28 protein-coding genes and 1 tRNA gene are annotated in these 25,183 nt (G+C 38.0%); 23 read left to right on the top strand and 6 right to left on the bottom strand.

The features are described 5' to 3' along the window. Positions 1–55: 55 nt before the first annotated feature. Entirely contained in the window at positions 56–286 is a 231-nt protein-coding gene (locus B494_RS0102190; protein ID WP_017470722.1) for a YhdB family protein, read from the bottom strand. 164 nt (positions 287–450) lie between these two features. On the opposite strand from B494_RS0102190, the gene B494_RS20075 reads away from it, so the two are divergent. From B494_RS20075 to B494_RS20370, 13 genes are all read left to right on the top strand, one after another. After that, positions 451–1,104, top strand: a complete 654-nt coding sequence (locus B494_RS20075) for a YhcN/YlaJ family sporulation lipoprotein (protein WP_017470721.1) — start codon at positions 451–453, stop codon at positions 1,102–1,104. Positions 1,105–1,251: 147 nt separating this feature from the next. Continuing rightward, positions 1,252–1,716: an S-ribosylhomocysteine lyase gene (locus tag B494_RS0102180; RefSeq protein WP_017470720.1), complete on the top strand. Its 465-nt coding sequence runs from the start codon at positions 1,252–1,254 to the stop codon at positions 1,714–1,716. 18 nt (positions 1,717–1,734) lie between these two features. After that, positions 1,735–3,105: a dipeptidase gene (locus tag B494_RS0102175; protein ID WP_017470719.1), complete on the top strand. Its 1,371-nt coding sequence runs from the start codon at positions 1,735–1,737 to the stop codon at positions 3,103–3,105. Between the two features lie 413 nt (positions 3,106–3,518). Beyond that, positions 3,519–3,890, top strand: a complete 372-nt coding sequence (locus tag B494_RS0102170) for a rhodanese-like domain-containing protein (protein ID WP_017470718.1) — start codon at positions 3,519–3,521, stop codon at positions 3,888–3,890. A gap of 36 nt (positions 3,891–3,926) precedes the next feature. After that, positions 3,927–4,190 carry a metal-sensitive transcriptional regulator gene (locus B494_RS0102165; RefSeq protein WP_017470717.1) on the top strand — a complete coding sequence of 88 codons (264 nt, stop codon included), beginning with the start codon at positions 3,927–3,929 and terminating at the stop codon, positions 4,188–4,190. A gap of 219 nt (positions 4,191–4,409) precedes the next feature. Beyond that, positions 4,410–4,568 carry a hypothetical protein gene (locus tag B494_RS20930; protein WP_017470716.1) on the top strand — a complete coding sequence of 53 codons (159 nt, stop codon included), beginning with the start codon at positions 4,410–4,412 and terminating at the stop codon, positions 4,566–4,568. Between the two features lie 36 nt (positions 4,569–4,604). Then, positions 4,605–6,167, top strand: coding sequence for a spore germination protein (locus tag B494_RS0102155; RefSeq protein WP_017470715.1), 1,563 nt, complete (start codon positions 4,605–4,607; stop codon positions 6,165–6,167). A gap of 2 nt (positions 6,168–6,169) precedes the next feature. After that, the gene (locus B494_RS0102150) at positions 6,170–7,363 is read left to right on the top strand and encodes a Ger(x)C family spore germination protein (RefSeq protein ID WP_017470714.1); all 1,194 of its coding nucleotides are present in this window, start codon (positions 6,170–6,172) and stop codon (positions 7,361–7,363) included. A gap of 12 nt (positions 7,364–7,375) precedes the next feature. Continuing rightward, positions 7,376–7,612 (top strand): hypothetical protein, encoded by a 237-nt coding sequence (locus B494_RS0102145; protein WP_017470713.1) that lies wholly within the window; start codon positions 7,376–7,378, stop codon positions 7,610–7,612. Positions 7,613–7,629: 17 nt separating this feature from the next. Then, entirely contained in the window at positions 7,630–8,715 is a 1,086-nt protein-coding gene (locus B494_RS0102140) for a GerAB/ArcD/ProY family transporter (protein ID WP_017470712.1), read from the top strand. Between the two features lie 143 nt (positions 8,716–8,858). Then, positions 8,859–10,001 carry a trans-sulfuration enzyme family protein gene (locus B494_RS0102135; RefSeq protein WP_017470711.1) on the top strand — a complete coding sequence of 381 codons (1,143 nt, stop codon included), beginning with the start codon at positions 8,859–8,861 and terminating at the stop codon, positions 9,999–10,001. A gap of 70 nt (positions 10,002–10,071) precedes the next feature. After that, positions 10,072–10,830 carry a (S)-benzoin forming benzil reductase gene (locus B494_RS0102130; RefSeq protein ID WP_017470710.1) on the top strand — a complete coding sequence of 253 codons (759 nt, stop codon included), beginning with the start codon at positions 10,072–10,074 and terminating at the stop codon, positions 10,828–10,830. 99 nt (positions 10,831–10,929) lie between these two features. Beyond that, entirely contained in the window at positions 10,930–11,031 is a 102-nt protein-coding gene (locus B494_RS20370) for a YjcZ family sporulation protein (protein ID WP_017470709.1), read from the top strand. Positions 11,032–11,181: 150 nt separating this feature from the next. On the opposite strand, the gene B494_RS0102120 is transcribed toward B494_RS20370, so the two are convergent. Continuing rightward, on the bottom strand, positions 11,182–12,018 hold the full coding sequence (locus tag B494_RS0102120; RefSeq protein ID WP_241211398.1) for an AraC family transcriptional regulator: 837 nt from the start codon (positions 12,016–12,018) through the stop codon (positions 11,182–11,184). Between the two features lie 181 nt (positions 12,019–12,199). Here B494_RS0102120 and B494_RS0102115 point away from each other — a divergent pair, with 181 nt between their 5' ends. From B494_RS0102115 to B494_RS0102100, 4 genes are all read left to right on the top strand, one after another. Beyond that, positions 12,200–14,464, top strand: a complete 2,265-nt coding sequence (locus B494_RS0102115; protein WP_017470707.1) for a glycoside hydrolase family 127 protein — start codon at positions 12,200–12,202, stop codon at positions 14,462–14,464. A gap of 202 nt (positions 14,465–14,666) precedes the next feature. Beyond that, complete coding sequence (gene map, locus B494_RS0102110) at positions 14,667–15,428, top strand: type I methionyl aminopeptidase (protein WP_017470706.1); 762 nt, start codon at positions 14,667–14,669, stop codon at positions 15,426–15,428. Positions 15,429–15,535: 107 nt separating this feature from the next. Next, positions 15,536–16,270 (top strand): AzlC family ABC transporter permease, encoded by a 735-nt coding sequence (locus B494_RS0102105; protein WP_017470705.1) that lies wholly within the window; start codon positions 15,536–15,538, stop codon positions 16,268–16,270. Positions 16,271–16,305: 35 nt separating this feature from the next. Then, positions 16,306–16,599 carry an AzlD domain-containing protein gene (locus B494_RS0102100; RefSeq protein WP_017470704.1) on the top strand — a complete coding sequence of 98 codons (294 nt, stop codon included), beginning with the start codon at positions 16,306–16,308 and terminating at the stop codon, positions 16,597–16,599. On the opposite strand, the gene B494_RS0102095 is transcribed toward B494_RS0102100, so the two are convergent. Beyond that, positions 16,596–17,477, bottom strand: coding sequence for a cation diffusion facilitator family transporter (locus tag B494_RS0102095; RefSeq protein WP_017470703.1), 882 nt, complete (start codon positions 17,475–17,477; stop codon positions 16,596–16,598). The genes B494_RS0102100 and B494_RS0102095 overlap by 4 nt on opposite strands. A gap of 330 nt (positions 17,478–17,807) precedes the next feature. Here B494_RS0102095 and B494_RS0102090 point away from each other — a divergent pair, with 330 nt between their 5' ends. The 4 genes from B494_RS0102090 to B494_RS0102075 all read left to right on the top strand — a co-directional run bounded on the left by B494_RS0102090 (position 17,808) and on the right by B494_RS0102075 (position 20,922). After that, the gene (locus tag B494_RS0102090; RefSeq protein WP_017470702.1) at positions 17,808–18,053 is read left to right on the top strand and encodes a hypothetical protein; all 246 of its coding nucleotides are present in this window, start codon (positions 17,808–17,810) and stop codon (positions 18,051–18,053) included. Positions 18,054–18,324: 271 nt separating this feature from the next. Next, the gene (locus tag B494_RS0102085) at positions 18,325–19,113 is read left to right on the top strand and encodes a M15 family metallopeptidase (protein WP_017470701.1); all 789 of its coding nucleotides are present in this window, start codon (positions 18,325–18,327) and stop codon (positions 19,111–19,113) included. 130 nt (positions 19,114–19,243) lie between these two features. Further along, positions 19,244–20,629, top strand: a complete 1,386-nt coding sequence (fumC, locus tag B494_RS0102080) for a class II fumarate hydratase (RefSeq protein ID WP_017470700.1) — start codon at positions 19,244–19,246, stop codon at positions 20,627–20,629. A gap of 92 nt (positions 20,630–20,721) precedes the next feature. Then, positions 20,722–20,922, top strand: a complete 201-nt coding sequence (locus B494_RS0102075; protein ID WP_017470699.1) for an alpha/beta-type small acid-soluble spore protein — start codon at positions 20,722–20,724, stop codon at positions 20,920–20,922. 253 nt (positions 20,923–21,175) lie between these two features. Here the strand turns inward: B494_RS0102075 and B494_RS0102070 are convergent, their stop codons facing one another. From B494_RS0102070 to B494_RS0102060, 3 genes are all read right to left on the bottom strand, one after another. Beyond that, a complete protein-coding gene (locus B494_RS0102070; protein ID WP_017470698.1) occupies positions 21,176–22,279 on the bottom strand; it encodes an ABC transporter ATP-binding protein in 1,104 nt (367 codons plus the stop codon). A 142-nt stretch (positions 22,280–22,421) separates the two neighbouring features. Next, entirely contained in the window at positions 22,422–23,321 is a 900-nt protein-coding gene (locus B494_RS0102065) for a PucR family transcriptional regulator (protein WP_017470697.1), read from the bottom strand. Positions 23,322–23,602: 281 nt separating this feature from the next. Continuing rightward, positions 23,603–23,675, bottom strand: a tRNA-Arg gene (locus B494_RS0102060). Between the two features lie 424 nt (positions 23,676–24,099). Between B494_RS0102060 and clpP the strand changes: the two genes are divergently transcribed. Continuing rightward, positions 24,100–24,681 (top strand): ATP-dependent Clp endopeptidase proteolytic subunit ClpP, encoded by a 582-nt coding sequence (gene clpP, locus B494_RS0102055; protein ID WP_017470696.1) that lies wholly within the window; start codon positions 24,100–24,102, stop codon positions 24,679–24,681. 214 nt (positions 24,682–24,895) lie between these two features. Further along, positions 24,896–25,183 (top strand): transposase family protein (locus tag B494_RS0102050; protein WP_017470695.1); only part of this gene is annotated, 288 nt, incomplete at its 3' end.

The following is a 25,183-nucleotide window of genomic DNA, read 5'->3' as shown; positions in this document are numbered from 1 at the left end:
AACTAAGGCTTTCTCAACAAGAAATTGGTGAGGAGCCTTAGTTTTTTTAAATGCATTAAGTGGCTAAAGCTTGTTGATTTTCCATGGCATGATCTAAATAGTGTAGTAAGTTTTCATGCAACTGAATGATCGTTTTCGTATTTTTTTCAAATCGGAAAGCATGAAGAAATGCTTCGATTTTCTTTGATAATAGATCATCTTTTGTTCGCACCATAATCACTAAGAGATCATCCCATTGTTGCCACATGGTGTAGTAAAGTGCTTTGTCATAGTCAAGTGTGCCCATTGGTTTCGCTCCTTTTACAGAACAAGTTGGGACATCTCTTATTGTAACCGAATTTGATTAAACAACGCCTGGTGAAGTTTAACAATATTGCCTAGCATTTCATTGCATTGCACAGAATTGATTGCACATATTAATAACGACTTTCAAGAAAAGGAGGCATTAAAATGCGTATCAGACATATGATCATTACCGGGGTTGCATTATCGACGTTAATCGGTTGCGGTACGAATAATACCCAACAAGCGAATGATAGAGGCTGGGACAATATAGAACCTGTCCGAAATCAACCAAATCAAATGCAACGTCAAAATACAACTTATGATGGCACTTATCAACATCCAGGGGGAGAAGGATATGGTGGACTTGGTCAAAACCAACAAGCTCCGTTAGATGGGCGAACACCTACAGATCAAATCCCACGAGATGGTTTATACGATCAGCAAGGAGAACAAGGGCAATATCAAGTTGCAGAAGATATCGCCGAACAAGTGACATCAGAAGTAAACGAGATTGACCGTGCTAACGTTTTGAGAATGGGGAATACCGCTTATGTTGCTTGCCAATTAGACAATAATCAAGGCAATGGCGATAATGCTGATTTATCAGATCGAATTGAGCGTAAAGTCACTGAAGCTGTAAAAGATGCAGACAATCAAATTGATGAAGTATTTGTTTCCTCAAATCCTGATTTTGTTGATTTAACTTCAAATTATATGAATGACGTTGATCGTGGTGAACCGATAGAAGGATTTTTCGATCAATTTGGTGAAATGATTGAACGTATCTTCCCTACAAGAGATCGCACGCGAAATCGCTAGTTCTAAAGCAGTGAGCAATTCATGTTCGCTGCTTTTTTTTTGACTATTTATATTTGGCTTCTTGAAGGGCTCTTAAAAATTGGATTGATTAACGGTTTATGGTATCTTATTAATTAGATATGAATGTTACGAAAGGAGTTTTGTAAGATGAAAAAAATGAACGTGGAAAGTTTTAATTTAGATCATACGAAAGTAGTGGCACCCTATATAAGGTTGGTTGGTGTGACGACAGGGGCTCATGGAGATAAGGTCTATAAATATGATATACGTTTTTGTCAACCTAATCAAGAACATATGGAGATGGATGGTCTTCATTCATTAGAGCACTTGATGGCAGAACTTATTCGAAATCATCTTGATCATGTGCTTGACATTGGACCAATGGGATGTCAAACCGGTTTTTATTTAAGTGTTTTGAATAATGATTCATTTGATGCTATTCAAATAGCATTAGATAAAACGTTAAATGATGTTTTAGAAGCGACGGAGGTCCCTGCATGTAATGAAGTGCAATGTGGATGGGCAGCTAATCACAGTTTATCGGGAGCGAAAAAGATAGCGAAGACGATGTTAGCTAAAAAAGCAAGCTGGCCTAATGTTTTTTCAGAATAGATAAAGGAGGGAAAGGCATTGACAACCCAAGTTATTGAATATTTACAGAAGCATAGAAAGCAACAATTACAAGCGTTAGAATCTTTTTTAAAAATACCAAGTGTAAGTACGGATCCTGGGCATAAAGACGATGTTGATAAAGCAGCCCAATTTGTCTATAAATATTTGCTGGATAGTGGATTTGAACACGTTGAAATTCAACAGACCAAAGGCCATCCATTAGTTTATGGTGAATGGTTAGGGGCCGGTAAGGAAGCACCGACTATGCTTGTTTATGGTCACTATGATGTGCAGCCGGCTGATCCGCTTGAATTATGGGAGTCGGCACCATTTGAGCCCGAAGTAAGAAAGGGTCGTCTTTATGCTAGAGGAGCAAGTGACGATAAAGGTCAAGTCTTCATGCATTTAGCTGTCTTTGAAGCATTTCTAAAAACAGAAGGGAAGCTCCCTATAAATGTAAAAGTATGTATTGAAGGCGAAGAAGAAATTGGAAGTGAGCATTTATATGATATTTTGCAAACAAAAAAACAGCAATTTGACGCTGATTTTGCCATTATATCTGATTCTGGTATGGTCGATAATGACCAACCAACTATTTTATATGGGTTGAAGGGTTTTACAGGTTTAGAATTTACCATTCATGGCCCTGATAATGATCTCCATTCTGGCTTATATGGGGGCGCAGTCCGTAACCCGATTATGGCAATGGCGCACCTGTTGAGTTCGATGAAAGATCAGGATGAGGTGGTTCAGGTCGCCCATTTTTATGATGATGTCGCTCCCTTAACTAACGAAGAGCGTCAATTGATCGCAGAAGTTCCCGTAGAAGATTACGTGAAAACAACAGGTTCGCCTTCTACATCATCTGAATTAGGCTATAGTGCGATTGAACACACGATGGCACGTCCAACTTTGGAGATAAATGGTGTTTATGGAGGTTATCAAGGAGAAGGAACGAAAACGATTATTCCTTCGTATGCAACGGCTAAGTTGACTTGTCGATTAGTGCCGGGACAAGATCCGACCACCATACAAGATTTGTTAATTGATCATATTGAAAAAAATTTACCATCAGGTGTGCGGGTTTCAATTAAACGCGAGCCTTTATCAGCAAAGGCTTATAAAGTTGATCCTAATCATTTATTAATTAAACAAGCTGCGCTGAGCTACGGCAAGGCTTTCGATAAAGAGCCTGTATTTGTAAGAATGGGTGGATCCATTCCGGTTGTCGAATGGATAGATGCTATTTTTAATATACCGATTGTTTTATTAGGATTTGGTACACCAGATGATCGCTTGCATTCACCTAACGAAAGTTTCTTATTAGCAAATTTTGATCGAGGGTTATTAACATTAGTCGACTTTTTAACAAACCTCAACGTAGAATGAAGCACTTTACATATTGAGGAAAGAGAAGCGTCTTACTTTATCGCAGATAGCTGTTCGTAAAGCGTCCCACCTCTAAGTAGAACGCATCTATTTATGGGAGCTAACGGAGGCGCATGTCTTGAGTTACTCAACGACCAATCGGTGGAGGAGTACAAAATTACCTACTGATAGACGGTTCGTTTTATTATTATATATACATGGAAGATAGAACGATCGTTGACTAAATACGTTGCGGGGTATATAATGGTTGCAGTAAACATGTGATCTCGGATAATCGTCCGTAAAAGCGCTCATCTATTTAGGCGGGAGCTAACGGAGGCTAATGTCCTGGTTCATTCAACGACCAGTCAGTCGGCGAAGAACGAGAACGCCTATTGACTGAAGAGTCATTTTATTCATTGGAGGTTCAGAACATGGTGATGCTATCTGTCATATTCAGTTTTGTCCTATTGGTCAGTTATTTCTCTTATATCCGCTATATACCGGTCAAGGGTATCAAATGTTTAGATGCTCAATCTTTACCAGAACACTTGATAAAAGTTGACCTTCGTGATTACAATGATGCAACTAAAGCAACGATTGCTGGCGCAATTTCTCTACCGGTTGCCTATATTAAACGACATCACGGGGAATTGCCTCATCTAAATATTTGTGTCATTGCATCTAATAAAGTCGAAAGAAATATAGGTATTCGTTTATTACAGAGGCATGGACATAAAGTATCTGGCTATGTCATGTTAGATAAGTCATGTGGATGCAATAAATGGTACACAAGGTTTGTGTAAGTTAACGTTATCATTTTATGGATAGGAGGAATAGACATGGAATACAATCCGCAGGTCAGGAATAGAATGAAGCGTATCGAGGGACAAGTTAGGGGAATTGTCCGAATGATGGAAGAAGGAAAAGATTGTAAAGATGTCGTTACCCAAATGTCTGCGGTACGGACAGCAATAGATCGAACAATGGGTTTAGTAGTTAGTTCTAACCTAGTAGACTGTGTATTGCATGCAGAGGAGCGTGACGGGGAAGATCCTAAAGCTTATATAGAAGAAGCGGTGAATTTACTTGTTAAGAGCCGCTAAAAGAAAACGCCTTTATACAGGCGTTTTTTTTGTATAGAGAAGTATAAAATTTTTGTAGAAAAGTGGAAGATGGCTTTATTAAAAATAAAAAGAACAATAAGTAAAACTTAGTTAATCGCTATGGAGCAAGTAAATGTAAGCTTTTTATCACAAATAACCATCCGTAAACCACCCTCGCTCAAAATAGAGAGTAGATTATATCGATATAGGTGGGTGATAATGGACGCTAATTTCCTGATTGTTCGATGCACAAAACAAACGCCACTGATTAGATATACGTTTAATAAATATATTGTTCTACTTGCTATTAATGTGATAAGTAAAGGTATTGGTAATCTTACTCTCTCAAAAATACATAATTTCTTTGAATTTGCTTAAGATAATAGCATGATCTTTTGGATGGAGCGATAAGCGATGCGTCGACGAACAAAAAAGCAAAAACAATTCATTATTGAGAATATATCAGCTGACCATCATGTGGCACTTTCTCCCGATTTAGATGAAAATATAGAGATGATAAAAGAAATGCTCGGGCATAGTACCGATTTGATTATTAGAACATTTGTGATAGGTGCTAGAGATCCTATTCGAGCTGCTATTTTTTATATCGATGGCTTAATTAATGAAGCGAGTGTGCAACATGACTTATTACATGAATTGGTAGTAGAGAGTCGAGAAGCTGAGCAAACGTTTAAACCTAATTGTTTGGATACGATAAAAAAACATCTTGTTTCGATTGGCGTCGTAAATGAAACACATACAATTGCAGAATTATTTTATGCCTTGTTGTCAGGTGATTCAATCGTTATTTTAGATGGCCAGTCAGTGGCACTTGCGATTGGGACGCGTGGTGGAGCAGATCGGGGAATTGAATCGGTAACGTCGCAGGAGGTCGTAAGGGGACCTAAGGAAGCTTTCACTGAAAGAATTAATACAAATATTTCCTTGATTCGTCGTCGCATTAAAGATCCTAATTTATGGATGAAGTCCTATTGTATTGGGGAGAAGACGCAAACAGATGTTACAATTGGCTACTTAAATGGGGTGGTGAATGATAAGTTAGTTGAAGAGTTGGACGAGCGTTTGAAACGAATAGAAATAGATGCCATTCTAGAAAGTGGCTATATTGAGGAGCTTATTCAAGATAAAACGTATACGCCTTTCCCAACTGTCTATAATACAGAACGACCAGATGCGATAGCAGGTGGACTATTAGAAGGCAAAATAGCAATCTTTGTAGATGGTACGCCTTTTGTATTATTAATACCGTGTTTGTTTGAACATTTTTTGCAGTCGAGTGAAGATTATTATCAACGTACTGATATCGCTACGTTGCTTCGCCTATTGCGCATGTTAGCTTTTGTACTCGCATTATTGACGCCATCTTTTTATATTGCTTTAACGATTTTTCATCAAGAAATGATTCCAACGACTTTATTGATCAGTCTAGCTGCACAGCGAGAAGGGATTCCTTTTCCTGCTTTTATTGAGGCATTAATCATGGAAGTTACCTTTGAATTATTACGAGAAGCAGGGATTAGACTGCCGAGCGCTGTCGGTTCTGCTATTTCAATCGTTGGGGCATTAGTGCTCGGTCAAGCGGCTGTTGAAGCAGGGATGGTATCGGCAATGATGGTGATCATCGTTTCACTAACTGCAATAAGCAGCTTTATATTTCCGGCATATAATCTTGCTATTACTGTCCGGATGCTTCGTTTTGGTTTTATGATGTTAGCAGCTTCTCTTGGTCTTTACGGCATCTTTACTGGTCTTATTTTACTTGTATTGCATATGTCCAGTTTGCGATCATTTGGGATTCCTTATCTATCACCATTAGCACCATTTAATCTAACTGGTCAAAAAGATATCTTTGTTCGCGCTCCATTGTGGAAAGAGATGAGACGTCCGCATCTAATTAGTCAAAAGAATATAACCCGAAGTAAGTCTAAACCACCAAAACCACCAAAAGAGGATTAGTTATGAAAAAGTTATTGATCATTTTACTAAGTTTAATTATACTAACCGGTTGTTGGAGTGCGGCGGAATTGTCTGATATAACTATTGCAACAGCGTTTGGAATTGACTTAGTCGATGATCAATTCATTGTGACATTGCAAGTTCTTAATCCAGCAGAAGTAGCTGGCAACGAGGAGAAAACATCAAGTTCAGCTGTGACCAATTATACGGTTACAGGTGATACCTTATTTGAAGCGATTAGAAAGCTAACCAAAACCTCTCCAAGAAAAATATTTGTTAGTCATATCCGTGCCGTTATTTTTGGAGAAGCGTTAGCCATTGAGGGGATTGTTGATACCCTTGATTTCTTAATGCGCGATCATGAGTTAAGATCTGACTTCATGATTGCTATTGCTAAGCATGCAACGGCAGAAGAAGTATTAAGTATTATGACCCCGCTTGAAAAGATATCTGCTGAAAAGATTTATACAAGTATTCAAGCATCAGAAGAATTTTGGGCGCCTAGTAAGGAGATTAGACTAAATGAACTAACAAATGCGATTATATCGGAGGGTAAAGATCCGGTTGTCACTGGATTGGAGATTGTTGGAGATGAGGAAAAAGGTACAACAATAGATAATGTTGAGACAACTATTCCGTATGCTAGTTTGTTTGTAGAAAATTTGAGTGTTTTTAATGATGATCAATTAGTCGGATGGCTTACCGAGGATGAAAGTAAAGGGTTTAATTTTATCACCAATAATATCGCTAGTACAATAGAGTCACTTAACTGGCAACATGCTAATGATATTTCTCTTGAGATCACTAAGCACCAATCTAAAATATCGACAGAATTGGATGGTGAGGTTGTCGTAGAGATTCGTTCGGAAATGGTGGCTAACATAGCAGATGTGGAGACAGATGTGTCCTTTAAAAGTCAAGATACATTGCATGAAATCGAGCAACGATTTGCTAAGAAAATTGAAACTTTAATGTTAGCTAGTATTGAAGCGGCTAAAGGCTACCATGCTGATATCTTTGGATTTGGTGAGCAATTAAGACGAGATCATCCAAGAGAATGGGAGGCAACGTATAAAGAAGATTGGCATACGCATTTTGAAACGTGTAGTATTCGTTTCGATACAAAGGTCGAGATTCGTCACGGTGGCATGATTACTGATCCTATTTATCCGGAAGTTGATAAACCTAATCGATAGGAGGATTAATTCATGTTATTGCACGTGTTGTTACTATTAACTTTTATTATAATTACCCTTGTTTATGAATGGAAACACTACCAAGGTCACGATCGGATTGTTTTCCTTATTATGTTTACTTTAGCAAGTATCTATTTACTTGCAGCTATTGTTGATTGGAGAATACCTGAATATGTACAAGGCATTGATTTCTTACTTTCTCCTTTAAAAAAGCCATTACAAGCTTGGCTTGGACAATTTCAAATATGAATAATTAGGTGATGATAGTGGAGCAGAAGATAAGTAGTATTCAATTTACCGTATTAGTTTTTATGAACACATTAGGGACAGCTATCATCTTCATCCCAACGATTGCAACAATGTATGGTCGAGAAAACGGTTGGCTGACTTTAATATTTGCTACATTACTAGGGATACTATTTATTTTATGGTTAACTACACTAGTTGGGCAAGAAAAAGAAAGCAATTTCTTTGAAATAATGGATAAACGCGTTGGAAAGTTCATCAGTTATTGCTTAATTCTGTTAATGGTTTCTTTTTCTTTTTTTACCACATTCGCTAATATTTGGTCTATTGCACAATTTGTAGCTATACAAATATTAATGGGGACACCACCACAGGCATTGGCTCTTATTTCAACATTAACTTGCTTAATTGCTGTTCGCTATGGTGTTGAGGTGATGGTAAGAACTGCTGAAATTTTTTTTCCCTTCACGATGATCAGCTTAACCCTACTTGCTGTGCTAGTATGGCCAGAGGCTCAATTAGTCCATATTCAACCGGTCATGCAACTTAACCAAGCGGGTACTTTTGTTGGGGTGATACCTGTACTTGCTCTTACTTATTTGGAATTGATGGTATTGCTTGTGGTCATGCCTCATGTCAATGATCTACGCCAAGCAAAGAAGGCCTTTCTTATTGGTGGTGGCTTAGCTGGCTTTTGCATGATTATTGTCACTTTTGCTGCAATTGCTGTATTAGGCGTTGAGGGTGCAGCCAGACATACATATTCTATTTATGTGCTCGGTCAAAATATACAAATTGCTGAATTTTTTGAACGGATAGAAGTACTCGTTGCTTTTATTTGGTTCATTACGATTTTCTTTAAAGCATCGACAAACTTTTATTTTCTGTCTATAGCATTACAACATGTACTGAAATTAAAAAACTATCATAGCATAACAATCCCGTTAAGCATGATTATTTTTGCAACAGCAATCACAAATTTGCCGAATATCTTTTATGATTTTGAAATGATGAATTCAACCTATCTGATCTTGTCTTATATTACAGGATTAACGGTAGCAACAATTTTATCTTTAGCAAGATTAATTGGTAAAGATAAGAAATAGCGTCATTTCATCTTGACGATCCGCTTATAACAAAAATTGATTAATTTAATCGGAATATACTCCAGGTTTTCTAATTATTTAACTTGCTCTTTTCCCTTTGATTGCGTTAAAGTTAGAATTAAAGAAAAGAGGGGGATATTGAGATGGGAGAACATTTTGCAACACAATCGGTCCATTTTTCTACTCAAGATAAACAAAAGATTGAGAGTAAGGTTACACCCATTTACCAAACAACAGCATTTAAATTTAAAGATCTCGAAGATATTGAAAAATTTTATCAAGGAGATAAGGATTACTTGTATTCTAGAGTAGGCAACCCTAATACAGATGAGTTAGGAGCAGCTGTTGCCCTTCTTGAACATGCAGATGCTGGTGTTGCGGCTTCCTCTGGATTAGCAGCGATTTTAATTGGGGTGCTTTCTCTTGCCAAAGCAGGAGATCATGTGATTGCCTCCAAAGATATATATGGCGGTACATACGAATTATTTACTACAGAACTGGATGACTTTGGAATAGAGGTTAGCTTCGTTGATTTTACTGATCACCAAGCGATCGTTTCAGCCATTACGAACAAAACAACATTAATCTATTCTGAATCGATTACCAACCCTCTATTGCGTGTTGAAGACATCGAGACTATAGCTAAGCTCGCTAAACAATATCAGCTAAAAACAATGATTGATAACACATTTGCGACGCCTTATCTAATACAGCCACTTGATTTAGGGATTGATCTCGTTGTTCACAGTGCGACAAAATATTTAGGGGGTCACAGTGATGTGACAGCAGGAGTGGTTGTTGGTGATCAGGAGTCAATTGAAAAGGTGAAAAGGAAAGCAATAAATTTAGGGACGACTTTAAGTCCATTTGAAGCTTGGCTAGCCTGCCGAGGGTTGAAGACATTGGATGTTCGCATGGAACGACAGGTTCGTAATGCAAGAAAGCTTGCAGATGCACTTGCAGCTAACCCTGCTGTCGGTTGCGTTTATTATCCATCACATGCATCTGAAAAAGGAAATGGTGCGATTGTTACCATTGATTTAACCGGCTTTTGTGATACGGCAACCTTTTTTAAAGGACTTGATTGGGTTAAAATTGTACCAACTTTAGCAGGGGTAGAAACAAGTGTTTCTTATCCGCAGACAACTTCACATCGAGCTTTATCACTTGAGGTCCAAGAACAATTAGGGATTACAGACGGCCTTGTTCGTATCTCAGTCGGTATCGAATCCATTGATGATATCATTCGAGTATTTACAAAAGCGATTGAGCGGGCAAAATTATAACTTGTTATTTTAATTTCCAATTTATCTCGTCTATAATAATAATAAGATAAATAAGTGGAGGTCAGGTATCATGAAGTATGCGATTGTAACTGGAACGTCAAAAGGATTGGGAGCAGCAATTGCAGAGCTATTACTGAAAAACGATATACATGTTATTGGTATTGCTAGACACGTGAATAAACAATTAAGTCAACTAGCTGACCAATCTAAGGTCACCTACCAGCATTTTTCCTGTGATCTAGCTGATGTCGATCAACTTGATCGAACGTTTGAAAAGGTGAACGATCAAATTTTTAAAAAAGAAACAAGCCGTGTGTACCTCATTAATAGCGCTGCAACTGTCAATCCTATTGATACTGTTGCTAATCACACGATTGAGGCCATTCAAGCGCATATGCAAATTAATTTAATTGCCCCAATGTTAACGACGTCTTTGGTGTTAAAGAAAGCGAAGCAGTCGGGTATGGAAACGATAGTAGCTAATATTTCTTCTGGAGCTGCCGATCGCTCTACTTATGGTTGGAGTGCTTATGGAGCCTCCAAAGCTGGTTTGAATCGTTATACCCAGACGGTGGCACTTGAAGAAGAGCAACTCGGAACATCAAATAAAATCATTTTATTTGATCCAAGTATTATGGACACTGAGATGCAACGGGATATACGTGCTGTAGATCAAGAAGCCTTTCAAGAAGTCGAACAATTTAAGCAGTATAAAAAGCAAAACAAGTTACGCGACAAATCCGTTGTTGCCCAAGTGTTCGTTAATATATTGGTTGAACCTGCTGAAATTAACAATGGGCATTATTACAGTATAAAGGATTATGTTTAGACCGTTAGAAGACATTTACCCATTTTTCAGTTAAACCCTCCCACTTTTCATGAATGAACATATTCTATAATTGACTCGAGATGAAAAGGAGGTTTCAAGATGGGTGCAGGATATGGATATGGATCAGGTTTTGCGTTAATTGTTGTTTTATTCATCTTATTGATTATTATTGGGGCATCTTGGGGTTACGGCGCTTACTAATTTGTATTGGAGGATCCATAGACGGGTCCTCTTATTTTATTATTTTGTAAAAATAATTATTACAGTAATCGTTCGAGAAAAATGCCCGCTGTTTGAGTCTTGTTCTGTAAACTCTACAATTGCTTTAGCAAAAGCTTATTGGCTCTATTGTTAATAGCGCTGTTTTATATACTGTGATGGACTAATACCGGTCACCTTTTTGAAGACACGACTAAAATAATAAGGATTAGGAAAGCCTAATTGATCACTTACTTCTGCAATATTGGCATTAGAGTAAGTAAATGCTGTAATGGCTCTTTCAATCATGATTTCGTTTTGAAATTGCCGGATGGTTTTACCTGTCACTTTTTTAAAAATTGTCGAAATATAAGCATAATCTAAATGAAGGCAGTTAGCGATCTCTTGACTTGAACATTTTTGTTGCTTTTTCTGAAACAAATCAATAATGTCATCAACAATCTGCTGATGTCTTGGCTTTCTGCGGGCTTTTTTAGCTTGGTTGTAGAGAAATAAAAACATTTGATAACTCTCAAGCGATTGGGCCAATGGTCCATCATCTTGTTTCTTAATCACTTGGTTCAAGCGTGTTATCATGTCAATGCTTTGAGCAACATGCCCCGACTTGGCTAATGTAATCTGCTTATCATATAATTCTTTCGGAATAATTGATGGTGCAGCACACAATTGATATTCATCATGTGACTTGGCGATTGGATCATGTGTGAAAAAATGAATGTAATACCATCGTGTATTTGGTTGATATGTGGTGGTGCCCCAGTGTTTAATGCCTTTATGTAAAAAGAGATAATCCCCTGCTTTCAATACATAGTGAATATGGTCTTCGACGACTTCAATTACACCGGATTCAACAAATATAAAGACATGTAAACCTTCTAGTAATCGCCTCGGATGGATTAATTCCCCATTTTTATCTTCTAAATAACCGACTTCATTAAGTAATGGCAGCTGGTATGCTTGTAAAACCACTTCATGCAACAGGTATCCCTCCCTTCCTCTCTATTATATACGCAATATCTAAAAAAAAGATAGTTCTATCCAAAGCAATGGCATGGTTACTGATTTTGAATTATTGCAAACTTTTTATATACACAGTACGTTTCACTAATATGTGTATGTCAAAAAATGCTCGTTAGAAAGGGTGGAATGTATGGAATCTGTTAAATTAAATTCAGGATTTTTTAAAGATGCCCAACAGAAAGGGAAGGACTATTTGCTTGAGCTTGATATTGATCGACTGGTTGCCCCATGTTATGAAGCAGCAGGGAAAGAAGCGAAAGCGCCTCGCTATGGTGGATGGGAAGCAATGGAGATCGCAGGTCATTCAGCAGGACATTGGTTATCGGCAGCTTCAATGATGTATCAGTACACACGTGACAATGAGCTAAAAAAGAAAATAGAATATGCAGTTAATGAATTGGCTTATCTGCAAAAATTAGATGCGGATGGCTATGTAAGTGGGTTTAAGAAAGATTGTTTCAAAGAAGTATTTACCGGTGAGTTTCGTGTTGAACACTTTAGTTTAGCTGGATCATGGGTTCCCTGGTATAGTATTCACAAAATTTTTGCTGGTCTTATTGATGCTTATCAATTTGCAGGCGTAAATAAGGCTAAATATGTCGTTGTAACGCTTGCCAATTGGGCAGAAGGAGGTTTACGCCATTTAACAGATCAACAATTTCAACGCATGTTAATTTGTGAGTTTGGTGGTATGAATGAAGTGATGGCAGATATATATCAATTAACAGGTGAAGCAAGGTTTCTTCAATTAGCTGAACGTTTTAATCATCACGCTATTTTGCAACCATTAGAAGATCAAGTTGATGATCTCGCGGGAAAGCATGCGAATACGCAAATTCCAAAAATAATAGGCGTGGCGCGATTATATGATTTAACAGGAAAAGCAGATTATAAAAGAATCGCTGAATTTTTTTGGGAGCGCGTTGTTTATCATCGCTCATATGTTATTGGCGGAAATAGTCATGCAGAACACTTTGGTAGAGAGGATACGGAGCCTTTAGGCGTGCTTACTACTGAGACATGTAACACATATAATATGTTGAAGTTGACCGAATATCTTTTTAAGTGGTCTCCACACAGTCGTTATATGGATTACTATGAGAACGCATTATACAACCATATTTTGGCTTCACAAGATCCTGATTCAGGTATGAAAACGTATTTTGTTTCAACTGAGCCGGGACATTTTAAAGTTTACTGCACACCTGACCAGTCTTTCTGGTGTTGTACAGGTAGTGGTATGGAAAATCCCGCACGTTATGCAAAAAATATTTTTATGCGTCAAGATCACTCGTTATATATCAATCTGTTTATTCCAGCAACTATTACATTAGAAGATAAACAATTGCAATTTATGCAAGAGACCCAGTTTCCTTACGAGCCAGTGAGTCAACTCATTGTTAATGAGGGGAGTGGTAGCTCATTAACGTTGCATATTCGACAACCCTATTGGTTGACTGGAGATAGTCAACTTCGTATCAATGGTGAACCGGTTGAATACAGCTTAGAAAAAGGTTATTTCGTAGTGACGCGTGAATGGTTTAAAGGAGATGTGCTTACATGGCAACTCCCTATGGCACTCCACCGTTATCTGGCGAAGGACAAACCCGATCATCAAGCTTTCTTATATGGACCGGTTGTTTTAGCTGGAAAGTTAGGGAGAGAACAGTTTCCTGAGACAGACATTGTTGCAGATCATCAAGTTTATAATAACCATCCATTAATTGATGTACCGACGCTAGTAACTACGGATCCAATTGAAACTTGGCTACATCTTAAAGATCAAAATCAATTGCTTTTTGAGACGGATCCTATTGCTCAACCATCTGATCAAATGATCGAGCTGATTCCTTTCTATCGCTTACATCACGAGCGTTACACAATATATTGGCAAGTTACGAGTGAGACAGATTATCTCAAGCGTGTTGATGAAGATATGCAGGCTTCAAAACAACTTCGTGATCAAACAATTGATCTGGTTCAGCCGGGTGAGCAACAGCCAGAGACCGATCACAAGATCAATTTTGAAAACTCACAAACAGGCTATTTAAACATTGTTGACCGCCATTGGCGTGATGCACGTAATGGTGGATTTGTTAGTTATCGCCTTGCTGTAGAACCTGAATTGCCTAATACATTAATGGTCACTTATTATGGTGGTGATACAGACCTATTTCTTGAGGGTGTTCATCACCAACGAGAATTTAGTATTTTAATCGATGGGGAATCGATAGCAATAGAGAAATTAAAAGCGGAACAGCCCGACGTACTGATTAATCATTATTATCCTATACCAGAGCAGTTAACGGTGGGTAAATTAGAAGTTGAAGTACGATTTGTGGCTGGTCCAGAAAAGGTTGCTGGCGGCTTATACGGTGTTAGGACGATCAGATAGATGATCTTTACATTTGAATCGACTGTTTACCCTGAGTATAATCAATGGATACTAATATAAAACAAACCTTCAATCAGGCGTCTTCGTACCCCGCTACTAATTGTTAGTTGAGTGGATTAGGACGATTATCTGCGATAAACTGTAGCAGACACATAAAGAGAAAATATGTTATAGTATGTATGGATAGAAAGGGGTTTGAACGATGATTCAACGAAAGAGTAAACGTGAGATTGAAATGATGACAAAAGCAGGTCAATTACTCGCAAATATTCATAAAGAAATTGCTAAACTGATAAAGCCAGGTATATCAACAGCAGAGATCGATCAATTTGTAGAGAAATATTTAGCAGACCATGGCGCAACACCAGAACAAAAAGGATACAATGGATATGAGTATGCCACTTGTGCGTCAATTAACGATGAGATTTGTCATGGTTTCCCAAGAGATGAAAAACTAAAACAAGGTGACATCGTGACGATTGATATGGTTGTTAATTTAAATGGAGGCTTGGCGGATTCAGCATGGACATATGTTGTAGGAGAAGCTGATCAAAAAACGAAAGATTTATTAGATGTTACAAAAACGTCATTATATAAAGGCATTGAGCAAGCACAAGTTGGAAACCGCCTTGGTGATATAGGTCATGCCATTCAGCAATATGCTGAGGCTGAGGGGTTCTCAGTTGTGCGTGATTTTACTGGTCATGGCATTGGTCCAACGATCCATGAAGCGCCTCACATTCCTCATTATGGCTTACCAGGCAAAGGTGCGCGCCTTAAAGAAGGCATGGCGATTACCATTGAACCGATGCTTAATGAAGGATCATGGCATAGTAAAATGGATGATAATAATTGGACCGCACGCACGGTGGATGGAAAACGTTCTGCACAATTTGAACATACCATTATTGTAACTAAAGACGGACCATTAATTTTAACAGAACAAGATACCTCAAAAAGCTAGCCATCGACTGGTTAGCTTTTTAAATATGGCGTTATTATTTTTTTAAAATACCGACAAATAGTACTGCTATATGTTATGCTTTTAGATAAAAAAAGTGGGGGGATGTTATGGAAGCTCACATGCAATTCAAAAAAGGTTTAACTGCTGGTTTACCAATTATGTTAGGCTATATCCCAATTGCTATTACATACGGTGTTTTAGCGCAACAGGCAGGGTTAAGTTTATTTGAGCTTACGAGTATGAGTGTCTTGGTTTATGCGGGTGCTGCTCAATTTATGGGGACCAATATGCTTGCGATTGGAGCGGGTGCGATTGAAATTGTGCTCGCCACTTTTGTGCTGAATTTTCGACATTTTGTTATGAGCTTAAGCTTTATGCATCAAGCAAAAGATTTTCCTTTGCGTTGGAAAGCACCGTTGACACTGGGGTTGACAGATGAATCTTTTTCAGTGGCTTCAATTGAGTGCAAACCAACAAAGCAAGAGAAAGGCTACTACTTTTATGGAGCGATTTTTCTTGAAGCTTATTTATCTTGGGTGATTGGATCAATCTTGGGAGGATTACTTGGTGATATTATGCCGGATGCGATTAGTCAGAGTTTAGGCATTGCTCTTTATGCGATGTTTATTGCTTTACTTATACCATCTGTTAAGACAAATGGACGCTATGCGATAATTGCTGTTTTAGCAATGCTATTTAATTATATTTTCAACCATTTTATACAAGAAGGTTGGGCAATTGTAGTGGCAACCATACTAGCAAGCTTCTTTGGAACGTTTATCACAGATAAGCGCCCGCCACTCAACGACCAATCAGTGGGTAAAGAACATAAAATCCACTGATTGAAGATTCGTTTTCGTAAAAGGAGGAAAAAGTAATGCCAAGATTTTTTATTATTACTTTAATGGCAACAGTTACGGTTATCCCGCGCCTTATACCAGCTTTTATTATCGAACGTGTGAAATTTCCATCATGGTTTGGTCGGTGGTTAGAGGTAATCCCGTATGCGGCGTTAGGTGCTTTGATTTTCCCAGGCGTTTTATCAGTGGTTCCTGAGCGTCCATACATCGGAGTAGTAGGTGGAATAGCAGCTATTATCTTAGCGCTATTCCGTGTTCACATTATCCTTGTTGTTTTAGGGGCTTCGGTCGTTGTTTATTTCGTACTTTAATCATTAACAAGCTCAGGGTTTGGTTCTACATGGATATGCGCATGGGGAATACTATGTTGATCAGCTAAAGCCTTTTCAATACGATCAGTGATCTCATGCCCGTGTGAAACGGTAATCGAAGGCTCTACATAGATAATAATATCAAGAAATGTTTGATTACCATGCTGTCGTCCCTTAATATCTCTAACTTTAATGATTTCAGGATCTTTCTCAATAAACTTACGAATAACGGCAACGGTGTTATCGTCAAATCCATCTGTTAATGTATGACTTGTATCTTTAAAAATGTCCCAAGCGGTGTAAACAATAATGGCTCCAACAAAAATACCGGCAATGGGATCGAGCCAGTACCAACCAATTTGCGCGCCTGAAATACCAATTAATGCAGATAAGCTAATTAACGCATCTGATTTATTGCCTTGAGCTGCTGCATATAATGAACTACTATTTATTTTTTTGGATAAGCGTAAGTTAAATAGATAAACAGCAATCATTATTATTGTAGAAGCTAATGCTGTCCAACTGGCCAATGACGTTGGCTGTGTAAAAGTACCTGACCAGATGATTTGAAATGAAGTTAAAATCACTTGTAAACCTACTGTTACCATTATAAATGAGGCCATTAAAGACGCTATTAATTCAGCTTTGAAGTGCCCATAATGATGATCATCATCTGGGGGTTTACGGGAAATGCGTAATCCAATTAATACTGCGATTGAGGCGATAACATCGGTTGTATTATTTAATCCATCCGCTCGAAGGGCTTGGGAATTGGCAAGATAGGATACGATTAATTTAGTAATAGCGAGAAGAAGGTATGAAAAGATACTTACCCATGCGCCGCGTTCTCCTTTTTTTAATTGATCATATGGATTCATTGCTTCGCTTCCTTCCTGAGAACGTAATGAAAACAGTTTATCATGACTAATTTGAGTGGGTCTAGAAAAGTTTTGGTTCATTACAGCAGAGTGCTTGTTCGCTAACGGTTAGCTATGACAAAAGAATGATGAAGCGACGCGCACGATGGTCAGTAAACCTTAAAATTTGGTTGCTCCACAGTTAGCGGTTATGAATGTCTCTTATGATAATTTACCCATATTACACAAAAAAAATCGTTTTACTTATCATGGTAACGGGTATATAAAATATAAATATAGATAAATAACCCTACAGCATCAACTAAAATGGGATAAAAGGGGCTGGATTCCATGAAAAAACAAAAAGTGTATTATTGTTTGCGTCGCACCCACCGTCATTATCCAAAATACATGATAGCAAAGCGGGATTTATCATTTGAAATAAAACTAACTGCACAACTTATGTTAGATTCGCTTATTGCAGACTGGAACAAGGCAGATTTTGATCGACAAATTAACGAAGCCATTGACCAGCAGGATGTTGAACGTTTTAAAGAGATAAGTGAGGCTGAAAAACATTACGCCTGGGAATATTGAATAGATAAAGCCAACCTTCAATTAGTTGTATGTCGCTTTTCTCCCATTAATGGGTTGTTGAGTGAATCAGAACATTAGCTACTGTTACTCCCGCCTAAACAGATGATCCCTACCTTCTATTTTGTGCGGGCGATTTAAGGACAGTTATCTGAAAATAAACCTTGTCAGTATCTGACAAGGTTTATTTGTTTCATGCGGAAAAATCTGTCTATTTGTTAATGATGAATTTATGTTATAGTGTAGGGAGTGCAATAAATTGAGGTGACTCACAATGAAATTATTAATAACAACAACGTTAATCACATTAGGGCTACTTAGCGGCTGTCAGCAACTTCAGCAAGATGATACAGCTAAACAAGCCGATCTGATGTCGCAAAAGCGTGGATCTGTTCTCATTGAAAAAGGAATTGTAGAACTACCCGGTGAAGAGGATCTTGATAAGAACATCTCAGGTATTGATCCAGAGACAGAATTGTATGTGGTAGATAACCCTGATAGTATTGAGGTCTATGTGAATAAGCAACGCCGTTTGCCTGAAGGCTATGAGCCTAACGATTTAGTTGAACCCGATGTTGAACACTTAGCCAAACAAGGTAATAACCGTCGTTTATTAAGACAAGAGGCTGCTGAAGCATTAGAGTTATTATTTGAAGAAGCTGATGAACAAGGGATTGATCTTGTTGCGGTCTCAGGCTATCGCTCTTATGAGCGGCAAAAGACAATTTATCAAAGTAATGTTGCTAATAAAGGTCAAGAGGAGGCCGATCGCTTTTCAGCACAGGCTGGAACGAGCGAACACCAAACCGGTTTAGCAATGGATGTAAGTGCGGCTTCTGTTTCGTTCTTACTTGATCAAGCTTTTGATCAAACGGATGAAGGCAGTTGGTTAGCTGAGCATGCCCATCAATTTGGTTTTATTATTCGTTACCCTGAAGGGAAAACAGATATTACGGGTTATGAATTTGAACCTTGGCATCTTCGCTATCTTGGTGAGGAACTTGCAACTTATCTCTATGAAGAAGATTTAACACTAGAAGAATACTTTGGCTATCATTATTAATGAAAAGCACCCGCAAAAAAGATTAGTTTTGCGGGTGCTTTTTTAGCTTGGTAGTGAAACAAGGCTAGCTGAAGAAACATGAAAAAATTATGATACAATAGGAAAAACGGTCAGCGGGAGGAATGAGTAAATGGATAAAAGAATCGAGTATGATACAATCGGACCCATTGAAGTCGATCAAAACAAATATTGGGGCGCTCAAACACAGCGTAGCCTTGAGAATTTTCCGATTGGTACTGAAAAAATGCCCGATCGATTGTTACAAGCCTTTATTATGCTAAAGCGAAGTGCTGCCATCGCCAATCATCAGTTGGGCAATCTTTCGAACGTGAAGAAGGAAGCGATTATCTATGCGTGTGATCGCTTATTATCTGGTGAGGAAACAGAACATTTTCCACTTGTTGTCTGGCAAACAGGGAGTGGCACGCAAACGAACATGAATGTTAATGAAGTGCTCAGTTATATTGGCAATCAATATTTAAACAATCAACAACAAGATGTGCGCCTTCATCCAAATGATGATCTCAATCAATCGCAAAGCTCTAATGATACATTCCCGACTGCTATGCATATAGCAAGTGTGTTAGCGATTGAGGAAGAATTATTACCTGCATTGTTGATGATCACACAAACATTAAAACATCAAAGGGAGAAATACAAAGATGTCGTTAAAATAGGACGTACACATCTTCAAGATGCGACACCACTGACATTTGGACAAGAAATAAGTGGTTGGTTACATATGGTTGAAACCATGACTACGATGATAAAAGAAGATTTAGTTCATTTGAATGAGTTGGCAATCGGAGGGACAGCAGTTGGAACTGGTATTAATGCGGATCCTCAATTTGGGGATAGTGTTGCAGAACAATTAACGTTGCTCACCAATCGCCAATTCCAATCATCCCCTAATAAATTTCATGCACTAACGAGTCATGACCAAATGGTGCGAGCACATGGTACATTGAAAGCATTAGCTGCCGATTTGATGAAGATAGCCAATGACATTAGGTGGCTTGGAAGTGGACCGCGGGCAGGTTTTGGGGAAATTGACCTCCCTGCTAATGAACCCGGAAGCTCAATTATGCCAGGGAAAGTCAACCCTACTCAAGCAGAAGCATTGACAATGGTTGCTGTTCAAGTAATGGGTAATGATGCTACGATTGGTATCGCTGCAAGCCAAGGGAACTTTCAACTAAATGTTTTTAAGCCTGTTATCGCATATAATTTCCTCCAATCTGTACGTTTATTGGCAGACAGTATTTGTTCTTTTACTGAGCGTTGCTTAGTAGGATTATCACCGAATGAAGAGAAAATGACTGCTTTTTTAAATGACTCTCTTATGCTAGTCACAGCTTTAAATCCATATATAGGTTATGAAAAAGCAGCGAAGATCGCTAAGAAAGCCTTTGATGAACAATTAACATTAAAGCAAGCAGCGCTAGCGTCTAATCTGGTAACAGAAGCAGAATTTGAGCAATGGGTCGATCCTAAGCAAATGATTGGGGATGTGTAGTCAATCGCACTAGATTTTTCCTTGCGAGCTAGTAATTAACGCTATTAAAGAAAATAGCATGGCTCATACTAGTGGTAAGGAGGTGAACAACGATGACTGATAGAAATCGAACAAATAAACTTGTTGTTCCCGGTGTTGAGCAAAAATTAGAGCAAATGAAATACGAAATTGCACAAGAATTCGGCGTTACACCTGGAGCAAGTGAAACTGCACGTGCAAATGGATCAGTTGGTGGTGAAATCACAAAAAGGCTCGTTCAAGAAGCACAACATCAAATTGGTCCACGCGCTTAAAGGAATATGAAGAAGCTTACGAGAGGCTATAAATAATAGTTAGAAGATTGAAGAGAGGCATCGATAGTCGATGCCTCTCTTTTAACAGGTAACCCTCTTTAAAACATCGCCTCAAAATAGAGAGTAGAACAATCTATATAAGCGTGAGTTAACGGATGCCAATGTCCTGCTCCATTTGGCTACCAATCAGTGGGAAAAGAACGAAAGCTCCTAGTGATTGAAGGTTCATTTTATAATAAAGGGGGGTAAACACTTATTTAATGGTTAATTCTGTTTCTACATCAAAGAAATGAGATTTGTGCATATCGAAAGCCAATTGTATATTATCGCCACCATCGACATCTGTACGTGAATCTACACGAGCAATGAATTCTTGATCAGATAATTTTGAATACAAGTAAGATTCAGATCCCATTAGTTCTGCCACTTCAATTTGGGCTTCGATCGTTGAACCAGGGTTTGCGTCGACAAAAACAGGCTCATCATGAATATCTTCAGGACGGACGCCAAGCACAAGTTCTTTCCCAATATACCCTTGTTCACGAAGGACTTTCATTTTCCCTTCAGGGACTTGAATGTTTTGTTTTTCAGAAAGGCGGAATCCACCTTCCTCTAATGTGCCATTGAAAAAGTTCATTGCAGGCGACCCGATAAAGCCAGCTACAAAGATATTGTCTGGTTTATCATATACTTCTTTCGGTGCCCCAACTTGTTGAATTACACCATCTTTAAGTACGACAATACGCGTTGCCATCGTCATTGCTTCAGTCTGATCGTGTGTAACATAAATGGTTGTTGTTTGTAAGCGCTGGTGAAGCTTCTGAATTTCAGCGCGCATCTGACCACGCAATTTAGCATCTAAGTTTGATAATGGCTCATCCATTAAGAACACCTTTGCATCACGAACGATAGCACGGCCAAGAGCGACACGTTGACGTTGCCCGCCAGAAAGTGCTTTTGGTTTACGATCTAAATAAGGTTCAAGACCTAGTATTTGTGCCGCATTTCTAACCCGACGTTCTATTTCATCTTTTTTAAATTTACGCAACTTTAAACCAAATGCCATATTGTCATATACGTTCATATGGGGATAAAGAGCATAGTTCTGGAATACCATGGCAATATCTCGGTCTTTCGGTGCGACATCATTCATTAGCTTTTCATCAATGTAAAATTCACCTGCTGTAATTTCCTCAAGGCCTGCGATCATACGTAGGGTTGTTGATTTACCACAACCTGATGGACCAACGAATACGATAAACTCTTTGTCTTTAATTTCAAGATTAAAGTCATCAACTGCTTTGACGCCATCCTTTTCATAAACTTTATCAATATTCTTTAATGATAATTCAGCCATTATAAAATCCTCCTCAAAATTGTAAGCGTTTTATTTAATGACTTAAGTCTACTTTAAAATGATGTATTGGTAAATGTTAATCATGCACAAAAAGTTGGTTTGTATTTGTGCACGCTTACAAAAATGGATTTTAGCTAGTCATTCAATCAAGATAACGCTTTATTAACAAAATTAAATAAACAGAAATAGCACCCTCAAATTGTTTGACATCAATTTCAGTTTTCTCAATAAATTTATCAATCCGATACTGTAGACTATTGCGATGCATATACATTTCTTTAGCAGCAAGGCTTGTGTTGGAATTGCATTCAAGAAATGTTTGGATGGAGCGTAGTAATTCTTCATCTGTTGCCGTTTCCTTTAAAATCGCTTTTACTAAAAAATGATAATCATGATCTGTACTTAATGTTGGTAATAGATAAGGTACAGCAGAAACATATGACATTACTGACCTTACATTAAAAGCCTTCATTCGATTAAAGCTATCTTTCATCCACGCGTAATAAGCTCTAGCATCGGCAGGAGAAGTCATATATGGGCCAATATAAAAATGGACGTCAATTAAAAAATCACTTGTGAAAATTTCAGCCATTTCATAATAAGATAGACTATCTTCGTCAAGAAAACGCTCTTCTTCAATAATAATGCCTGACTGTTGATCAATCCAAATCAGTGGTGGTGTTGTTGGATATAATCCATCAATTGCTGCGCGAAAATCAGTTGGGTCTGTTAACAACTCAGATAAACTAAAATAGACAAAACGATAATCCTTAGACAGAAGGTTAAACGACGTTTCTGCAAATGGTTCAAATAGTAATTGATACCATTGTTTCTCCCGAGTTGTGATGGGTGGGTGAGCACCATAATATGGTGTTAACATAAGTGATAACAAGGTTAAATCTCTATTATCTAGTTCAGTTTTTGCGATGCCGATTACATCATTTGATGGTGTAGTGAACCATTTATACTTGGAGAAATCAACACTTTCCTGATCATTAATCATGGTTAAGCTAGGATAAAGTTGTTTTAATTGGTTAATCATACTTTAAACCCCTCTAATTAACTATTTCTTTATATTATAGCAAATTGCTCTATGAAGCGGTAACGATAATTAGTACCTCTAAAACGGTCTTAGTATTTATAGATGAGACTCAGCTACTCAGTGGGCGGATAAGATCGTAAACTAAAACAGCTACGTCCTGTGCCCCTCCGTCCACTGATTGAAGTTCATTTTATCTAGTAGCTATTACTTAGCCTTCTTGTTGTACTAGGATTAAAATAAAAAATAAGATTTCATCATTATGATGAAATCTTGTCTGTTAACGCGCTCGGAGGGATTCGAACCCCCGACACATGGCACCGGAAACCATTGCTCTATCCCCTGAGCTACGAGCGCATAATAGAAATAAAAGGACAAGAAACATTATAACGGATATAAACATACATTTCAATGAGAATATTACAGATTCACCTAATCATTGATAAAACAAGAAAAATAGTTAGCTGTCTGTTATAATAATGAACGAGGTTTAATTTTCCATTTGTTCGGGGAAGATGTAGTTAATAAATGTGTTGAATTGAATGATACCAGATAACGGTCAGAAAAAACCATCTCAAACGAGAGAGCAGTGTCCATCTATTTTAGAGCGGTAGTTAGCGGACATCCATGTCCTGATTCACTCAACGACCAATCAGTGGGGAGAACAAAAACACCCACTTAAATTGAAGGGTCGTTTTATTTGACCTTTATTGACCAATTAGGTACTATTAAAGTAATTAAGAAATTTTATTATGTGTATCCTTAAGGAGGAAGATCAGTTATGAATTTAATACCTACAGTTATTGAGCAAACAAATCGCGGAGAACGTGCATATGACATTTACTCTCGTTTATTAAAAGATCGAATTATTATGTTAGGTAGTGGGATTGATGACAATGTCGCGAATAGTATTGTCGCTCAACTTTTATTCTTAGAAGCAGAAAGCCCTGACAAAGATATTTCTATTTATATTAATTCACCTGGTGGTTCGATCACAGCTGGTATGGCGATTTATGATACGATGCAGTTTATTAAGCCTGATGTATCAACGATTTGTGTTGGGATGGCTGCTTCAATGGGCGCTTTTTTACTTGCGGCTGGAGCACCAGGAAAACGCTATGCTTTACCAAATAGTGAAGTGATGATTCACCAACCATTGGGAGGAACGCAAGGTCAAGCCTCTGATATTCAAATTCATGCTAAACGTATTATAGAAATGCGAGAGAAATTAAACCAAATTCTGTCTGATCGAACCGGTCAACCTTTAGAAGTAATCGAAAAGGACACAGACCGTGATAATTTTATGTCAGCAGAGGCCGCTAAAAAATATGGTTTAATTGATAAGGTAATGGAGAAGAAATAAGACAAAAAGAGGAACAAAACTAAAAAAGGGTCAATTTACGTTTTCTTCGTAAATTGACCCTTTTTTATCATCTGGATTCCTTTTGGCTCTATACTGAATGTGGTGGTGTCCTCTATCGTGATGGGATTCCTGTAGCGTGCAAAAAATACACTCATTCGCCCTCTCTTTGTTACCCTAAAGTTGTCGAGACAATAGAAAAAGAGAGGGGATATGAGTGCAGCGTCATTTTACCATAGAATTATTGGGGATTAAAGACAAGCATGTAGACGTATGGGATGTAACCGAAGAATCTAGGAGCTTGATTGTGGAACTCTATACAAAGCAAAAACAAGAAAAATGTCCTTTCTGTAAGGAGAAAACAAACCGAGTGCATAGTTATAGAAGACAGGAGATTCAAGGTCCAGTCCTTTCTAATAAAGATGTGAAGATATCATTAAAAAAGCGAAGATATTTGTGTACTAATTGTAGTCGTCCTTTTTATGAACGATTACAAATGGTGGAT

This window comes from Amphibacillus jilinensis Y1, assembly GCF_000306965.1.
Classification (GTDB): Bacteria; Bacillota; Bacilli; order Bacillales; family Amphibacillaceae; genus Amphibacillus_C; species Amphibacillus_C jilinensis.
Note: the sequence above shows the minus strand (reverse complement) of the source record. Positions and strands in the feature narration are given on the sequence as shown.

Coding starts and splice junctions, on each gene's coding strand:
- B494_RS0102105 (WP_017470705.1), top strand. CDS start 15,536: ATGGAAGCTCACATGCAATTCAAAAAAGGTTTAACTGCTGGTTTACCA.
- B494_RS0102085 (WP_017470701.1), top strand. CDS start 18,325: ATGAAATTATTAATAACAACAACGTTAATCACATTAGGGCTACTTAGC.
- B494_RS20370 (WP_017470709.1), top strand. CDS start 10,930: ATGGGTGCAGGATATGGATATGGATCAGGTTTTGCGTTAATTGTTGTT.
- B494_RS0102170 (WP_017470718.1), top strand. CDS start 3,519: ATGGTGATGCTATCTGTCATATTCAGTTTTGTCCTATTGGTCAGTTAT.
- B494_RS0102065 (WP_017470697.1), bottom strand. CDS start 23,321: ATGATTAACCAATTAAAACAACTTTATCCTAGCTTAACCATGATTAAT.
- B494_RS0102070 (WP_017470698.1), bottom strand. CDS start 22,279: ATGGCTGAATTATCATTAAAGAATATTGATAAAGTTTATGAAAAGGAT.
- B494_RS0102180 (WP_017470720.1), top strand. CDS start 1,252: ATGAAAAAAATGAACGTGGAAAGTTTTAATTTAGATCATACGAAAGTA.
- B494_RS20930 (WP_017470716.1), top strand. CDS start 4,410: ATGGACGCTAATTTCCTGATTGTTCGATGCACAAAACAAACGCCACTG.
- B494_RS0102150 (WP_017470714.1), top strand. CDS start 6,170: ATGAAAAAGTTATTGATCATTTTACTAAGTTTAATTATACTAACCGGT.
- B494_RS0102130 (WP_017470710.1), top strand. CDS start 10,072: ATGAAGTATGCGATTGTAACTGGAACGTCAAAAGGATTGGGAGCAGCA.
- map (WP_017470706.1), top strand. CDS start 14,667: ATGATTCAACGAAAGAGTAAACGTGAGATTGAAATGATGACAAAAGCA.
- B494_RS0102190 (WP_017470722.1), bottom strand. CDS start 286: ATGGGCACACTTGACTATGACAAAGCACTTTACTACACCATGTGGCAA.
- B494_RS0102095 (WP_017470703.1), bottom strand. CDS start 17,477: ATGAATCCATATGATCAATTAAAAAAAGGAGAACGCGGCGCATGGGTA.
- B494_RS0102135 (WP_017470711.1), top strand. CDS start 8,859: ATGGGAGAACATTTTGCAACACAATCGGTCCATTTTTCTACTCAAGAT.
- B494_RS20075 (WP_017470721.1), top strand. CDS start 451: ATGCGTATCAGACATATGATCATTACCGGGGTTGCATTATCGACGTTA.
- B494_RS0102165 (WP_017470717.1), top strand. CDS start 3,927: ATGGAATACAATCCGCAGGTCAGGAATAGAATGAAGCGTATCGAGGGA.
- B494_RS0102145 (WP_017470713.1), top strand. CDS start 7,376: ATGTTATTGCACGTGTTGTTACTATTAACTTTTATTATAATTACCCTT.
- B494_RS0102155 (WP_017470715.1), top strand. CDS start 4,605: ATGCGTCGACGAACAAAAAAGCAAAAACAATTCATTATTGAGAATATA.
- fumC (WP_017470700.1), top strand. CDS start 19,244: ATGGATAAAAGAATCGAGTATGATACAATCGGACCCATTGAAGTCGAT.
- B494_RS0102090 (WP_017470702.1), top strand. CDS start 17,808: ATGAAAAAACAAAAAGTGTATTATTGTTTGCGTCGCACCCACCGTCAT.
- B494_RS0102115 (WP_017470707.1), top strand. CDS start 12,200: ATGGAATCTGTTAAATTAAATTCAGGATTTTTTAAAGATGCCCAACAG.
- B494_RS0102075 (WP_017470699.1), top strand. CDS start 20,722: ATGACTGATAGAAATCGAACAAATAAACTTGTTGTTCCCGGTGTTGAG.
- clpP (WP_017470696.1), top strand. CDS start 24,100: ATGAATTTAATACCTACAGTTATTGAGCAAACAAATCGCGGAGAACGT.
- B494_RS0102100 (WP_017470704.1), top strand. CDS start 16,306: ATGCCAAGATTTTTTATTATTACTTTAATGGCAACAGTTACGGTTATC.